16 protein-coding genes and 1 pseudogene are annotated in these 13,751 nt (G+C 55.1%); 14 read left to right on the top strand and 3 right to left on the bottom strand.

All coding sequences use genetic code 11. The annotated features are described in order from the left end of the window. Positions 1-18: 18 nt before the first annotated feature. Positions 19-840 (bottom strand): hypothetical protein, encoded by an 822-nt coding sequence (locus KVG95_RS16635; protein ID WP_217857194.1) that lies wholly within the window; start codon positions 838-840, stop codon positions 19-21. Here KVG95_RS16635 and KVG95_RS16630 point away from each other — a divergent pair, their 5' ends adjacent. From KVG95_RS16630 to KVG95_RS16590, 9 genes are all read left to right on the top strand, one after another. After that, positions 841-1,089, top strand: coding sequence for a hypothetical protein (locus KVG95_RS16630; RefSeq protein WP_217857193.1), 249 nt, complete (start codon positions 841-843; stop codon positions 1,087-1,089). Between the two features lie 1,235 nt (positions 1,090-2,324). After that, positions 2,325-3,227, top strand: a complete 903-nt coding sequence (locus KVG95_RS16625; RefSeq protein WP_225923187.1) for a sigma 54-interacting transcriptional regulator — start codon at positions 2,325-2,327, stop codon at positions 3,225-3,227. A 156-nt stretch (positions 3,228-3,383) separates the two neighbouring features. Further along, on the top strand, positions 3,384-3,581 hold the full coding sequence (locus KVG95_RS16620; protein WP_217857191.1) for a type III secretion system major pilin HrpA: 198 nt from the start codon (positions 3,384-3,386) through the stop codon (positions 3,579-3,581). 67 nt (positions 3,582-3,648) lie between these two features. Beyond that, positions 3,649-4,554 (top strand): harpin HrpZ family protein, encoded by a 906-nt coding sequence (locus KVG95_RS16615; protein ID WP_217857190.1) that lies wholly within the window; start codon positions 3,649-3,651, stop codon positions 4,552-4,554. Positions 4,555-4,595: 41 nt separating this feature from the next. Next, positions 4,596-4,958 (top strand): type III secretion system inner rod subunit SctI, encoded by a 363-nt coding sequence (gene sctI, locus KVG95_RS16610; protein WP_217857189.1) that lies wholly within the window; start codon positions 4,596-4,598, stop codon positions 4,956-4,958. 9 nt (positions 4,959-4,967) lie between these two features. Further along, entirely contained in the window at positions 4,968-5,762 is a 795-nt protein-coding gene (sctJ, locus tag KVG95_RS16605; protein WP_217857188.1) for a type III secretion system inner membrane ring lipoprotein SctJ, read from the top strand. Next, a complete protein-coding gene (locus KVG95_RS16600; RefSeq protein WP_217857187.1) occupies positions 5,759-6,403 on the top strand; it encodes a hypothetical protein in 645 nt (214 codons plus the stop codon). Before sctJ ends, KVG95_RS16600 begins: the two co-directional genes overlap by 4 nt. Then, positions 6,351-6,938 carry an HrpE/YscL family type III secretion apparatus protein gene (locus KVG95_RS16595; RefSeq protein WP_217857186.1) on the top strand — a complete coding sequence of 196 codons (588 nt, stop codon included), beginning with the start codon at positions 6,351-6,353 and terminating at the stop codon, positions 6,936-6,938. The genes KVG95_RS16600 and KVG95_RS16595 overlap by 53 nt, the downstream gene beginning before the upstream one ends. Positions 6,939-7,073: 135 nt before the next feature. After that, complete coding sequence (locus tag KVG95_RS16590) at positions 7,074-7,643, top strand: MepB family protein (RefSeq protein ID WP_217857185.1); 570 nt, start codon at positions 7,074-7,076, stop codon at positions 7,641-7,643. Between the two features lie 5 nt (positions 7,644-7,648). Here KVG95_RS16590 and tnpC read toward each other — a convergent pair. After that, positions 7,649-9,243 (bottom strand): annotated as a pseudogene (tnpC, locus tag KVG95_RS16585) (IS66 family transposase). Further along, entirely contained in the window at positions 9,240-9,536 is a 297-nt protein-coding gene (gene tnpA / locus KVG95_RS16580) for an IS66-like element accessory protein TnpA (RefSeq protein ID WP_225923186.1), read from the bottom strand. The pseudogene tnpC and the gene tnpA overlap by 4 nt, the downstream one beginning before the upstream one ends. A gap of 258 nt (positions 9,537-9,794) precedes the next feature. Here tnpA and KVG95_RS16575 point away from each other — a divergent pair, with 258 nt between their 5' ends. From KVG95_RS16575 to KVG95_RS16555, 5 genes are all read left to right on the top strand, one after another. Further along, a complete protein-coding gene (locus KVG95_RS16575; protein WP_217857183.1) occupies positions 9,795-10,016 on the top strand; it encodes a type III secretion protein HrpF in 222 nt (73 codons plus the stop codon). After that, positions 10,003-10,416, top strand: a complete 414-nt coding sequence (locus tag KVG95_RS16570; protein ID WP_217857182.1) for a type III secretion system chaperone — start codon at positions 10,003-10,005, stop codon at positions 10,414-10,416. Before KVG95_RS16575 ends, KVG95_RS16570 begins: the two co-directional genes overlap by 14 nt. After that, positions 10,409-12,430, top strand: a complete 2,022-nt coding sequence (gene sctC / locus KVG95_RS16565; protein ID WP_217857181.1) for a type III secretion system outer membrane ring subunit SctC — start codon at positions 10,409-10,411, stop codon at positions 12,428-12,430. Before KVG95_RS16570 ends, sctC begins: the two co-directional genes overlap by 8 nt. Positions 12,431-12,730: 300 nt before the next feature. After that, positions 12,731-13,156 (top strand): negative regulator of hrp expression HrpV, encoded by a 426-nt coding sequence (locus KVG95_RS16560; RefSeq protein ID WP_225923184.1) that lies wholly within the window; start codon positions 12,731-12,733, stop codon positions 13,154-13,156. 19 nt (positions 13,157-13,175) lie between these two features. After that, the gene (locus KVG95_RS16555) at positions 13,176-13,574 is read left to right on the top strand and encodes a type III secretion system chaperone (RefSeq protein ID WP_217857180.1); all 399 of its coding nucleotides are present in this window, start codon (positions 13,176-13,178) and stop codon (positions 13,572-13,574) included. Positions 13,575-13,751 lie beyond the last annotated feature (177 nt).

Genomic DNA, 13,751 nt, shown 5'->3' with positions numbered 1-13,751 from the left:
GTGACCAGCCCGGCAGAATCATCGGCTGCAATAAGGCATCCGCTCCAGGTTGACGATCTTCTCGTCCTTAAAGTGTCGAACACCTCCGGGCTTCCAGCTTTCCTTAATTCGTGCCCCGACATTTGAATAGTATGAATCCAACTGTTTGATATTTTCGAGAACCGTCCACTGCCCCCTATCGAGCATCGCCACTGGAAACTCCCCCGGCCGTGCGACAGCCCCCAGAACACCACCGGATTTAGCCACCACTTCAGATTCAGAAGCCACCATATGGGAAAAGAAGTTGACTTGAGGGCCATGCCTGATCGTATTTCGCTGTTTAACTTCAAAGGGTCTGTTCGGGTCAACTTCAGCGACCTGCCTGTTCATCAGGTCAATGATGTCTTTCTCCTCTTTTGAGTCCGCCAATACGGTGCGTGGCGGCCCCGCGCCACGAAATGTAATAAGGTCGTGCATGTCATAATCCCCGGTAAAGGGAATAGTTGGCCAGTTCACCTTGCTCTTCAAGGAAGCCAGACTGCTTTCAAGATCCTTGATATCAATCGGGTAGATGGGCTTGTCATGTTCATTTTTGCCGCTTAGATAAATACCGACCAACCCCGTACTGTTCCAGTGACCGACATACCCTTCAATTCCGGCCGACTTTACTGCCGCTAGCACACTGGGTGCTTTTTCAGCGCCGTAGGCGTTTTCGATAGAACTCTTCTTGATGGTTTTTTCGAGGATGTCATGCCCTTTAGCCGCGGCGCCTCTCGCTAAAGCATCCAGTGTCGCTTTTCCTGCTGACCTGAAGCTGACGGCAAAATTACCTTTTCTAGAAGCTTCTTCAAGTGCCCCCATATGCCCGGACCACACAAACTCATCAGAGATTCGGCTCCTGCCATTCTTTTCTGCATGGATGCCGGTCAGTTGCGCGAGCTGCGCTTTGCCGGGGATTTTCAGGGGGGGCTGTTGAGGACTCCTGTGGTGATCTGTGCGTTGTTACCGTGGAGCTCGAAGGTGGACGAATCCCTGGTGCTGGCGCTTGTTGGACCTTTGGCATTCTGGTCGCTGAAAGTGCGGGCCGTGTGGCGGGTGGAGGATGGGTGAATTGCTCTTTGCTGGGGGGGCGCCCGGGTATCCTGGCGCTGTTGGCCGATACTCTGGTGCTGACGCATGCCTAAATTGGTGAGGCCGATCGAGGCGTGTTGGGTCGGCCGTTGGGACCGTTGCTCCAGGCTCGGTCGAACGACCGTCGACAGTTGTACATTCGAGGTGCTGGCAGCGAGTGTCGGGATGATCGTTCTATAAGGCACGGCGCTTTTCCTTGTCACGAGAAATGACATGGCAACATTGTGACGTCTACCCAAGACGGTCAGGTCTGATGCCTTTTCTCTGAGTGGCACGGTTGCACGGCTCGGTTCCCGGCGAACCATGGAGGAAAGCTGCTCAGGCGCTTCTGGCATCTCAATCAGTTCTTTGTCGGAGCACTTGCAAGAGGTATTCGCCATCGCGAATTTCCGTGCGCAAGGCATGGCTAGGAGTCTTCGTGCAACTGACGAGCCCAGCCGAGTATCAGTGTGAGCGCTTTTCATGAGCATCAAGTCTGTTGAGCCAGTGTCCTCTATCAGAACTGAGGTGTTTCTGGCCAAAATGAAAGCAACTCATGCTCGCGGCGACCTAGGTTGCTATGCCTGGCCTTGCGTTTGGCAAGGATTGCTGGCCTGCCAGACATGTTGGAGGTCTATAAAGACAGTCGACGTAGTTGCGCGGCTTATACTGAATGCGTCACCTGTTCGATGATGGCGTATTGCCCAGCTAATTGATCTGTCAGTGTTCTTGATTCAGAGAGTAGGCATCGAAAGTGAGATTGATTTCTTTTACATTGCCCACTAACAATGCTCAGTCAGGTAATTTTAATGTGGGGCGGTGACAAAACAATGACAATGCAAATCATGACATTATTGATTATCCCTTTCATAAAACCAAGTTGCCTTGAGTGATAGCTATAGCTTACTGGAATAGTGTTCGGTAAACCGAATGTGGCCACTAAAGACAGTAGTATTTTGGCAACAGAGGGGGCTGAATCGAAAGCCGATGTGGCACATACCCATCATTCATGGTATTCAAGATGAATCTAATTCATTTTGCGGCTGACTTCCCTTCCCGGAGTAATACGTTGATAGCGGGCGAATAAGGAGTCGGAGTGTATGAGTTAACCATTGGAGGATGCCGTTTTGCTTGGTACGGTACGGGAACCAAGAGTGGAACAGTTTCAGGTATTCCCAAGCTTCAATTGAAGAGATTATTGGGTTGGGGACTCTATGAATATTGAATGTTTACAGATGGATCATGAGATTCTCGATATCTTTGGCACGCTGCAGTCCTTCATAAGAAAGGCCGCCCCGCTCAAGGTCGATATGGTTCTGGAGGGCGAAACCGGGACGGGCAAGGATACGCTGGCGCGACGCATTCATCAGTTGTCTCGTCGTGAAGGCCCCCTGATTGCGCTGAACTGCGCAGCAGTGCCGGAGCAGTTGGCAGAAAGTGAATTGTTCGGTGTCATGGCGGGGGCCTACACCGGCGCATCAAAGTCCAGAGCGGGTTATATCGAGGCATCGGATCAGGGCACGCTGTATCTGGACGAAGTCGACAGTATGCCGTTGTTGTTGCAGGCCAAGCTGCTCAGGGTCCTTGAAATGCGCGGGATCGAACGTCTGGGCTCGACCCGCTTCGTATCCCTGGATCTGCGGGTGATCGTGGCCACGCAAACCCCATTGGAAAAGCTGGTCGAAGAAGGGCGATTCCGTCGGGATTTGTTCTTTCGTCTCAATGTCATCAAGATTCAGATGCCGACCCTGCGTTCGTGTCTGGACCATATACCGATATTGTTCGAGCGCTTCGTTCATGAAGCCACCTGCAAACATAGCCAGCCGACCCCGCTGAAGGGACCGGATCTGCTCAAGCTGCTACTTAGTCATCGCTGGCCGGGAAATATTCGGGAACTCAAATGCGCGGCCGAGCGTTTCGTTCTGGGCATGCCACCTTTGCAGGGGGAAGGCTGCTGTGCAATGAAACCGATGGCGCCGCTCAAGATCTATCTGCAACTGTTCGAAAAAGCATTGATTCAGGACTCCCTTTCCCGACATCCGAAATGCATCGACGCGGTGATCCGTGAGCTGGGCATACCCCGACGCACCCTCTATCACCGAATGAAAAGCCTGAACATCAATTCTGCTGGGGCTTAGGTCGCTACTCAATCGCCTGCGAGTGGCTGTGAACGTATTTAACTTTCGTATCTTTCAAATGACGTTGGAACTGGTTTGTCGAAGGGGCCACTCATTGATCGAACATCATTGATCCAAGGTGTTCGAACCCCCCTTCGACTATCAGGAGTAATAAAAATGGCGAGTCTTGCAGCATCGACCGCAGCTTCGGGCGTCATGGACGCAGCTTCAGCAGCAAACACAACGAAGCAGGCTGCAGCATCGGCGGCCAAAATGACGGCTGATACCGATAGTGCAATTTCAACGGGCCAACAGGATTCTGCAGTTAAAGCGCAGAACGCTGCCGTGCAAACCGCAAAGGCTATCACCTACTAAGTTGTTGTGTGCTCTCTCGACGGGTGTCGGGGGAGCCATGACTTACGCAGTTTCAAGGAGTAGAACTATGCAGCCTTCTTCAATTGGCGCCTCTCAGGCCGGGTTATCCCAGAGCAACTTCAGTCTTTCTACAGGTCCTGTCTTCAAGAGTGAAACGAGTAACCCTGCAGCAGGGAAGATCGCATCGTTGCTCCAAGACACCTTGTTCGAAAAGAACGGTGACGGCGCCAATATTCGCAATCAAGATAGCCCATTGCTGGGCATGGTCGCCGATTATATGGACAAGAAGCCGGACACGTTCGGCAAGCCTCACGATGCCACTGGCAACGTCGGGGGCTGGAAGGATGAAGTGAAGGAGGATGGCTACCTCAACAATCACGAGACGGAGTCTTTCACCAAAGGTCTGGAAGGGTTTATCAGCGATATGTTGGGTGGTGGCGCCGACTCGAAACAGGGCTTGGGCAACAACTCCTTCGGGGGACAATCATCCGGCGCCACTAACTCCGATTCGCCCGGGGAGCTCAAGGATATGCTGTCTTCGTTGCTGGGCAGCCTGGGTGAAGACAAGCTCGACAACATGCTCAAGACGCCAAGTGACCCGAGTCGTCAAATGCGCGGGGAAAAGGAGTTTAACCCTGACGATAAAGATCAGCTCAAAGAAGTGTCGCGCTTTATGGATATGCACCCGGAAGAGTTCGGCAAACCCGATGGTGATTCCAAGGACTGGATGGGTGAACTGTCGGAAGGCGACAACTTTATGTCCAAGCCCGAAGGCGAGCAGTTCCAGAAGGCGATCGACATGATGAAGTCAGAAGTCAAAGACAGCGCCCACGGTAATTCGATGAGTGGATTATTCCCCGACGCCGAACAGAACTTTCAGAATGGTGGTGCTGGCAACACGCTGAAAACCGATGCCAGTGTTGCGGCTGGTAATTTGCTGTCGGTGCTGACTCAGCAGAACACAACCCGCTAATACAGCTGAGTGAAAACCTTCGTCTTGGCAGGAGAAAAATGATGTCGATTGCACGTGTGACAGGTAGCAACTTGGGGCTGTCCGGTTTCGAAGTCGCATCAAGTGAGGCTCCTGCCCAGGCGGATGTTGCCTGGTTCAAGGCGGCGATGCACAAAGGCGCCGACCAGCCGACCACGGTCAGTGCCGATTCAGCAAGCCAACCGCTGACCATCGCTTCGATGTCCAGCCAGCACTCTTCCGAAAAGGCTTCCCGGGCGTTGCAAAAAGCCGCGAAGTCTGTTGATCCGCAACAGGTATTGCAGGCCAACCGCTCGCTGTCCTCGTTTTATCTAGAGAGCATGCTGAGCACCAAACTGGTCAGCAAGGCGACACAGAGTGTGGAAAAACTCACCAGTCTGCAATAAGGCGTGAACATGTATTGCAAGGCTTTGGGGTGGCTGGTGATCCCGTTATTGGTCGTGTTGCTGGCCGCCTGTGGCGATCGGATGGAGTTACATCGAGCACTGTCCGAGCAAGATGCCAACGAGGTACTGGCCGAACTCGCGAGCAAGCACATCGATGCGCAGAAACGCCTGGATAAAACCGGTGTTTCAGTATTGGTCCCGACCCAGGATATTTCGCGGGCGGTCAGGGCGCTGGAGGCTGTCGGTCTACCTCGTCAATCCCGTTCAAGCCTGGGTGATGTGTTTCGCAAGGAAGGGGTGATTTCCTCGCCCTTGGAGGAGCGCGCCCGCTACATCTACGCCCTGTCCCAGGAACTGGAGCAGACCCTGTCGCAAATCGATGGGGTGATCGTGGCAAGAGTGCATGTGGTCCTGCCTGAGCGGATAGCGCCAGGCGAGCCGGTACAGCCGGCTTCGGCGGCGGTGTTTATCAAACACAGTGCTGATTTCGATCCCGACAGCGTGCGGCCACGGATCCAGCGCATGGTCGCCAGTAGTATTCCGGGCATGGCCAATGCCAATCAGCAAAAACTCGCGGTGGTCTTCGTACCTGCCCAGAACTTTAAGGAACTCGAAGATAACGTGGCCCTGGGGCCCTTCACCATGACTCGCGAACGCCTAGAGTTCTGGCAATGGATAGCGGCCATTTGTGCAATCGGTGTGTTGCTCTTGTTCGCCGGGTTGTTGGCTCTTAATCCCGCATGGCGACAACGTCTGGCAGGCCGAGTCAAATCTGGCGCAAGCCCGGCATCTGATCCTCAGTGAGACTGGCTAACCCGAGTCAATCGCTCTATTGGGTTCGCTGGTGGGCTCAGGGTTGGTGCGATACCCATGCCGGTTGGCAATTACCTGCCGAACCGCAACTGCCTCTGCCGATGCTGGAGCTTCTGCGCAAAACCCGCGGTGCCTGGCTGGATCGCCGATTGGGCTTCATGACGAGTATACCGCCCCCGCCGCCTATCGCGCTGTTGCCCTTGTTGCCCTTGGCACCCGAGCAATGGCAATACGTGTTTAATCTGGTTGTCACGGTGTGCGGTGGCAGTGTGGTGCGATCACCGAACCTGGTCGCAGAGCCAGACCATATCTGGTGTCGGCGCCTGGGCAAAGCGTTGCAACCCGGGCAGTGGTTACCTGCAACCTGGCGAGAATGCCGGGCCGAGGCGGTGGGGCTGGCTTTATTGCGAGCCTGGGTCGGGGAAAGGGTCTGGGGGAAACTGCGGCTGAGATTTCTGCGCTTTGACGTCGAAGAGGCCGAGCGCATGACCTGCGACACCATTCCCCACGTCAAATTGACCGCTTTGTGGCAAGCCGTAGCCTGGTATGTCCTGAACTTCACCCAGCAAGGACCCCCTCATGTTGACCCGTCGGAGCCTGACACTCGTCAGCCATCAGCAACGCATCAGTGAACCGCTGTTGCGTCGAGAGGTCATCGAGCGTTGCCTGTTGGCCGAACAGTTGCTCGAAGCGGTACAGGCCCAGGCCGACGCGCTGATCGAAACGGCCCGCGAGGATGCCCGACAATTGCGCGAGGAAGCCGGTGACAGGGCGCGCGCTGAAGTCTGGCAAGAGGCGAAAACCCTCTTCGAGGACTGGCAGGCGCAGCGAGAGCACATGTGGTTGCACATCGAGCAAAGCGCTCGGGAGTTACTGCTCCAAGGGCTGCAAATCGTTCTTGGGGAACAGCCCTTGGCTGCCCGCGTGGATGCGTTGTTCCTGCACTTGAAGTCAGCACAACCGGCTGATGAAGCGGGGATCTTGCATTGCCATCCGGACTTGCTGGAAGTCGTCGCCGAGCGCATGAAGGTCGACGGCAGCCGACCTTGGACCCTGCGCGCCGACCCGCTCCTGGGGCACGACGCGTTGTGCCTGCAAGGTGAGCAGGGGGATTTCAAATTGAGCTGGAGTGTTTTGCAGAGGTGGGCCTTGCCTTCAGCACCCTAGTAGTAAGCGGCTGGCTATCCCACCTTGCGCAATTACACGACGTAACCGCACGCAGCCCGCTTCGGCATGTCGAAGGGCGTGCATATGTTCTGGAATGGGTCGTATGGTCAATGAGTCGTTTAGGAGTTGTTCCCGTTGAAATTCGATTTAACTGAACTAGACACAAAATATGCAGGCGCGGCAGACCCGGCCCTCGGCCATATTCCGAACGATCTGATAGCTGCTATCCAGGATGTGTACAAGCCGGCGGGAATGCAATTGACGGATCTGGCTCTACGCGAGGCTGAGAGTGTCGAGTATGGTGCCTCCCGCTTTGGCCTCGACGGACACACCATTGTCTTCCGTGTGGCTAAAACAACGCCGACGAAGATTGGACAGTTCGTCACAATATGGAAGCGCCCGACGTCAGGCGGCATCATTGCACCTCTCGATGTCGATGATGGCGTAGCCTTTGTTGTGGTGAGTGTGTTCGATGCAACTCATCGCGGACAGTTTGTTTTCGACCAGAAAATACTGGCATCAAAGGGCATCATGGCGATTAACGGTAAAGGCGGTAAGCGCGCTATCCGCGTTTATCCACCTTGGGTCAAACCAGTCGCCAAAGAGGCCGTTAGGACACAACAATGGCAACTACGATACTTCCTTCCTCTTGAACAAAGCGGAAGCGCCGATTCCGTGCAGGTGCGTCGGTTATTTGAAGTTTAAGATCCTTATCCGTCATTCTTGAGCGTTCTGGGTAAGCCCGACGTCCACCTATGCGGCAGCAACTGATCAATTTCACTCGCCCGCTGCGTCGGCAGACGCGTGAGAACGTCCTTCAAATAAGCATACGGATCATGCCCGTTGAGTCGCGCAGATTGGATCAAACTCATGATCGCCGCCGCCCGTTTTCCGCTGCGTAGCGACCCTGCGAAGAGCCAGTTCTTGCGTCCAAGAGCCCAAGGCCGGATCTGGTTCTCTGCCCAATTATTATCAATGGGAACAGTTCCGTCATCGAGGTAGCGCGACAGCGCTGCCCAGCGTTGCAGACTGTAATCCAACGCTCTGCTGATAGCCGATCCTTCGGGTACAAGATCACGCTGCGCGATCATCCAGGCATGCAGCCTATCCATCACCGGTACGGCTTTTTCTTGCCGTATTCGGCGCCGTAAATCCGGATCCAGGTCGCGGACTTCACTTTCGATTTCGTACAGCAACTGGATATAGCGCAGGGCTTGCTCGGCGAGCATGCTCTTGTTGGTGGCATGCAATTCGAAGAACTTACGCCGCGCATGGGCCATGCAACCGATCTCCGTCACGCCGAGTTCGAAGCTGGCCTTGTAACCGCCAAAATCATCACAGACCAGCTTGCCCTTCCAGCCTTGCAGGAAGTTGCGAGCATGCTCACCAGCGCGGCTGGGACTGAAGTCATAGACGACAGCCGCTGTTTCGCAGAACTGGCTGGTGGCGTAGGCCCACACATAAGAGCGGTGAGTTTTCTTCGAGCCCGGAGCGAGCATCTGCGCCGGTGTTTCATCAGCATGGATGACTTGCTGCCCAAGCACCACGTCGCGCAGCGCGTCGACCAGAGGCTGCAACTGCACGCCAGCTACGCCAACCCATTGAGCCAACGTTGAGCGCGGAATCGCCAAGCCAGCTCGACCGAAAATCGACTCCTGGCGGTAAAGCGGAAGATGGTCGGCAAACTTGGCGATCATGACGTGGGCCAGCAGCCCGGCAGTCGGGATGCCCTTGTCGATGACCTGCGCCGGAACGGGTGCCTGGATCAGCGTTTCGCAGTCATCGCAGACCCACTTGCCACGGACATGGCGCTCGACGGTAAATACGCCGGGCGTGTAGTCCAGCTTCTCGCTGACGTCCTCACCGGGCGCTTGAGTGCACAGCCGCATGGGCAGTGGGTGTTGTCCGGTTCGTGATGGATCAACGTGCGTGGAAATTCTGCCGGCAACGCGGTGCGCTTGGGCTTTTGCTTTTTCTCGGTCGCCGCTGACGCGGTTTGCAAGGCTTGAAGCTCAGCTTCAATCGCCGCGATATCGGTATCGATCAAGTCATCGAGCAAGTTGGCCTGCTGCGGATTCAACTGCTCGCTGCGCTTGGGAAACTTCAAGCGCTTGAGTTGTGCGATCTCATGGGTCAGTTTCTCGATCACCGTTTGGTCGCGGTTGATCTTCTTGCCCATGGTCTCGACCGTCTTACCCATCGCCTCGACTTGCTGGTCGAGCGTCTCGACACGCTGTATCAACTGCGCCGCCAAAGCGCGCAGTTGTTCAGGGGTAAGGTGATCGAGATTGGGGAGCGAAATCATGCACTTTCGGTTGGCCAGTTCACTTTGACGGTACCGCGCGGGTGCTGGATTTCAACGCAGATATTTGATGATGCTGCGTGCGAATTTGCTACGGCCAGCTGCATGGGTAACGGAATGAATGCAGATTGCAGCGCCGTGCTTTTCTGCGCTTGCACCCGAATCCATTTGTGTACGAGGTTTGCGTTGAGACCATGGCTGAGCGCGATGCAGGCAATCGAAGCGCCGGGCTGGGCACACTCTTGAATGACTTGGGCCTTGAAGGACTTGGAGTAGGAACGGCGTTGTGGCTGCATGAAATACCCGCTTAAAAGGCTGGAACTGGTGTGCACTTAAATTTAAGTGCACACCATGTCCTGGCCTTGCGGGGCTGGGTAGATGAGTTGGCCGGACGGTTACCCCTAGCAGCCGTTGCCGCTTGAGTTCAGGGGGCTGCCGGGAATGTATGTCGCGGGATAGAACCCTGCGACCGCCGCGCACTATTTCTCCATGCCGGGGAACCAAGTTCGGCCGGTGGCCACTCAGGGAGCAGCAAACAAACCTGGAGTATCAAAATGCTTTCTTCAGACGCACTTCGACGCCGCCTCGACAACAACTTTGATCATGCGCAGAAAGGTCTGGATTCGGCAGCCATGAATATGGATGCCTTCTCCCAGGATGACTGGCATGCTTTCAACTCGGCCATGCGTCAATCCGCCACTGCCAGTTGGGCGGCCAACCAGGAAGTCCTAGTCAAACACAACCTGGCCAAGGCGATCCTCAATGAAATCCGCTGAGCTCATCGCCACTGTCGAAGGTTGGCTCGATAGTGGCGATGTTGAGCTGAAACTGAGTATTGATCACGCACCGATCAAGATTCAGCGGCGTCATAACGGTTTGTTGTGTATCGCGATGCTCAGCGTTAGCTGGTGCGGGGATGACGCAAGCCTTGAAGCGGCCCTGAGCCTTTGCGGTCCAAGCCTCGAGCGCTTCAGCGGTGCCTTGGCGCTCGACCCGACCGAGCGCCGCCTCTGCCTGCTGCTGCAACTGGAGTTTGATTGCACCGCCACGATCATTCATGCACTCGAGTCCCTGGCTAATCAGCGGGATGTCTGGGAGTCGATGCTCGATAACACGGCCACGCCGTTGCCCAGGCGTTTGAACCAATCCGGTTCAACAGGAAGGCTGTATGTTTAGGCGTCTCTGCGGGTGGTCGTTGCTCAGTGCTTTGGCTTGGCCGAGCCCTGCCACTGCCGCCGTTCCCGAGCAATGGCGGCAGTCGCCTTATGCCTATGAGGCGACGCAAACACCCTTGGCAACAGTGCTCGCTGATTTTGCCAATTCATTTGGCGTGAGTCTGGACGTGGGGGGGGTGTCAGGTGTGGTGGACGCCAAAATCCGTTCGGCCAATGCCCAGGAGTTTCTCGATCGGCTGGCCCTGGAGCATCAGTTCCAATGGTTTCTTTACAACGGCAAGTTGTATATCAGCCCGCAGAACACGCAATCGGCACGGCGCCTTGAAGTGTCTGCCGACGCTGTGCCCGATCTGAAACAGGCCCTGACCGACATTGGTCTGCTGGACAAGCGCTTTGGTTGGGGAGAGTTACCCGATGAAGGGATGGTGCTGGTGAGTGGACCGGCGCGCTATGTGGAGTTGGTCCGTAATTTCAGCAAAGAGAAAGTCAAGGCAGAAGACAAGCAGCAGATCATGATGTTTCCGTTGCGTTATGCGACGGTCGCGGACCGAAAGGTCAATTATCGGGACCAGAGCATAACGATTCCGGGAGTCGCCAATATTCTCGATGACCTGCTCAGCAGTCGGAGCTCACGATCCGTGACCCAGGATCCCCAGGCTAATATCCAGGCCTTGAAGAACATGAGCGATTTCAGTCGCAACAAAATCATGAGTTCGGCTAACGAGCGCACTTCCGGGCAAGCCGAAACCAATGGCAGCAAGACTTCGAGCAAGACATCGAGCAACCGCCGCGTGGCTGCGGATGTACGTAACAACGCGGTGTTGATTTTCGATAACCCGGAGAAACGCCCGATTTATGAGCAGTTGATCGCCCAGCTTGATGTCCCGCGTAACCTGGTGGAAATCGATGCAATCATTCTGGATATCGATCGTACGCAACTGTGGCGTCTGGAGTCGCGCTGGGGAGGCCGGGCCGGCTCTGTGCAGTTTGGCAGTAACTTGCTGACGGGTGGAGCTTCTACATTGTCCATTTCTGACTTCAACCGCTTTTTTGCCGATATTCAGGCCCTCGAAGGGCAGGGCGTGGCCTCGGTCGTCGCCCAGCCCTCGGTGCTGACCCTGGAGAATCAACCCGCTGTCATCGATTTCAGTCGCACAGCCTATATCCAGACCACCGGGGAGCGGGTCGCCAATGTCCAGCCCGTCACCGCCGGCACCAGCCTGCAAGTGATCCCCCGGAGCATCCCGGGGGGGGAGCAGAACCGCTTTCAGTTGATCGTCGACATCGAAGACGGTCAGCTCGAGCAAAGTCAGGATGACGCGATCCCTGGCGTAAAAAAAGGCACCGTCAGCACCCAGGCTGTGATCAGTGAGAACCGCTCTTTGGTGATCGGCGGATTTCATGTCGACGAAAGTGCTGACCATAATGATCGGGTCCCCATACTGGGCAGTCTTCCACTGATCGGGTCGTTTTTTTCCTCCAAACGTCAGAACGTTTCAAAGCGAGAACGAATGTTTATTCTGACCCCCAAATTGATTGGCGATCAGGTCGATCCTGCCCGCTATGTTGCTGCCGAGAACAAGCCGCAACTGGATACAGCGTTGGCACGCGCCAGGCAACCGGATAAAACCACGTTGCTGCGTGAAGCAATTTCCGTGGCGTTTGCCGACCTGGCAAAAGGGCGGGTTCCCGGTAATGCCAAAGAGGCAGTATCTGGAGCGATGGTGCATAACGTGTGTAGAGTGGGGCCAGGCTTGGTAATGGATCCAAAGCGTGGCCAGTGGTTTAGTGGTGCTGATTTCGATATTGCCGTAGGCGTGGTGCGAAATGCCAGCGATCACCCCGAACTGCTCGATGAAGCTTTTTGCGCGGGTTCGCAGACACTAGCAGTAACTGTTTCTCCGAGAGCGCGCTTGCAACCCGGTGAATCGGTTGAGGTTTTCATTGCGTTGCGACCAGCCGTTACACCGACAGTGCCAGGGCGAACATCCAGGGTATCGATGTTGCCTCTTTGAACGCTGGCACCCATTAAGTCATTACTTAGCCCCCAACCAAGTTGTTTCTATAGAGTGGCGCGCCTACGGAATAAGGCCGTCAGTAGACTCCAGCGACAGGAGACTGAAACATGAAATTCAGGTATTTCAGATTTTTTCTGATAATAAGCGTTTTATTTTTGAACGCCTGTTCTGCAATGACAGATAACACCTGCTCTTCAGTTGAGTGTCAGCAATTTGAGGCCCAGAACACTGAGCTGAAAGTCTGGTGGTCACCGGCTTTACGTAACAGCGTTGATGAATACAGCCTGGTACCTGTTCATGAGTGAGATGATTACGCATAGCGCTGATCAGCAGGATTTTCTGGCCTGTGTTGGCAAGGAGCGAGCAAGCATCTGGCGATGGGCGCCGGGTATCGAGTTTGTTTACCGCAAGGAAAGTATCGGCTGGGGGGTGGCATTGAATATTCAACGCAAAGCCCAGCGCCCCCACCTGTTTTCCGACACCCTCAAACGCCGCTTCGAGGATGTCGAGTCTTATGATGGCTATTATCTGTGTCTGGACAGCCAGCAAACCTTTGTGGTCTGGCACGCGGTGTCCAATGAGTGCCTCAGTGTGGCACTTATGCAAGGCCTGATAAACGGCTTGCTGGAGTTGGTGGGTTTGACGCATTTATCCTCCACTTCATCTTTAGTGGAACCCTTCGCCGTTATTCGTCCACTCAGAACGCGCCATTCCCTAGCGTAATCAATCCGAGGAAATGACGATGGCGAATACCAAACCTGATATCCAGCGTTTCATCGCCCGTTTGAGCGAAAAACTGGGCACTCCTCTGACGCTGCAGAACGGGGTGTGTGCGCTCTACGATCATGAGCAGCGTCAGGTAGCAGTGATCGAGTTACCCGAGCACAGTGACAGTGTGGTGTTTCACTGCCGGCTGGGTGGGATGCAAAAGGACGCAGGCAACCTGCAGCACCTGTTGGAGATGAATTTCGATGTGTCGACCTTGCGCGGTTGCTGGTTCGCCCTGGACCAGGGAGATGTGCGTCTGTGCACCCAACGCGAACTGACGGGGCTTGATGAAGAACACTTTTGTAATGTGGTCAGTGGGTTTATGGCTCAAGTGCAAGAGACTCGCGTCACCCTGGGGCGTTTGTTGAGTTGAGGGGAGGTCGAACTGCCCGGTGAAGTGTATTGAGGTTTAGCCGTTCAAGGCTTTGCCAGAACCTGAAATGAAAACGGACTCATAGCAATATGAGTCCGTTTTTTATGCGTGGGGACTTCCGGACAGAGATTTTGAGGCTGCCTTCTCGAACTCCGGGTACTGAATGATCAACCAGAT

It is taken from the genome of Pseudomonas farris, assembly GCF_019145235.1.
Classification (GTDB): Bacteria; Pseudomonadota; Gammaproteobacteria; order Pseudomonadales; family Pseudomonadaceae; genus Aquipseudomonas; species Aquipseudomonas farris.
Note: the sequence above shows the minus strand (reverse complement) of the source record. Positions and strands in the feature narration are given on the sequence as shown.

What these genes read in the sequence shown, in the direction of transcription:
- KVG95_RS16635 (WP_217857194.1), bottom strand. Translation starts at nt 840, where the DNA reads ATGGGGGCACTTGAAGAAGCTTCTAGAAAAGGTAATTTTGCCGTCAGC.
- KVG95_RS16630 (WP_217857193.1), top strand. Translation starts at nt 841, where the DNA reads ATGCCCGGACCACACAAACTCATCAGAGATTCGGCTCCTGCCATTCTT.
- KVG95_RS16625 (WP_225923187.1), top strand. Translation starts at nt 2,325, where the DNA reads ATGGATCATGAGATTCTCGATATCTTTGGCACGCTGCAGTCCTTCATA.
- KVG95_RS16620 (WP_217857191.1), top strand. Translation starts at nt 3,384, where the DNA reads ATGGCGAGTCTTGCAGCATCGACCGCAGCTTCGGGCGTCATGGACGCA.
- KVG95_RS16615 (WP_217857190.1), top strand. Translation starts at nt 3,649, where the DNA reads ATGCAGCCTTCTTCAATTGGCGCCTCTCAGGCCGGGTTATCCCAGAGC.
- sctI (WP_217857189.1), top strand. Translation starts at nt 4,596, where the DNA reads ATGTCGATTGCACGTGTGACAGGTAGCAACTTGGGGCTGTCCGGTTTC.
- sctJ (WP_217857188.1), top strand. Translation starts at nt 4,968, where the DNA reads ATGTATTGCAAGGCTTTGGGGTGGCTGGTGATCCCGTTATTGGTCGTG.
- KVG95_RS16595 (WP_217857186.1), top strand. Translation starts at nt 6,351, where the DNA reads ATGTTGACCCGTCGGAGCCTGACACTCGTCAGCCATCAGCAACGCATC.
- tnpA (WP_225923186.1), bottom strand. Translation starts at nt 9,536, where the DNA reads ATGCAGCCACAACGCCGTTCCTACTCCAAGTCCTTCAAGGCCCAAGTC.
- KVG95_RS16575 (WP_217857183.1), top strand. Translation starts at nt 9,795, where the DNA reads ATGCTTTCTTCAGACGCACTTCGACGCCGCCTCGACAACAACTTTGAT.
- KVG95_RS16570 (WP_217857182.1), top strand. Translation starts at nt 10,003, where the DNA reads ATGAAATCCGCTGAGCTCATCGCCACTGTCGAAGGTTGGCTCGATAGT.
- sctC (WP_217857181.1), top strand. Translation starts at nt 10,409, where the DNA reads ATGTTTAGGCGTCTCTGCGGGTGGTCGTTGCTCAGTGCTTTGGCTTGG.
- KVG95_RS16560 (WP_225923184.1), top strand. Translation starts at nt 12,731, where the DNA reads ATGAGTGAGATGATTACGCATAGCGCTGATCAGCAGGATTTTCTGGCC.
- KVG95_RS16555 (WP_217857180.1), top strand. Translation starts at nt 13,176, where the DNA reads ATGGCGAATACCAAACCTGATATCCAGCGTTTCATCGCCCGTTTGAGC.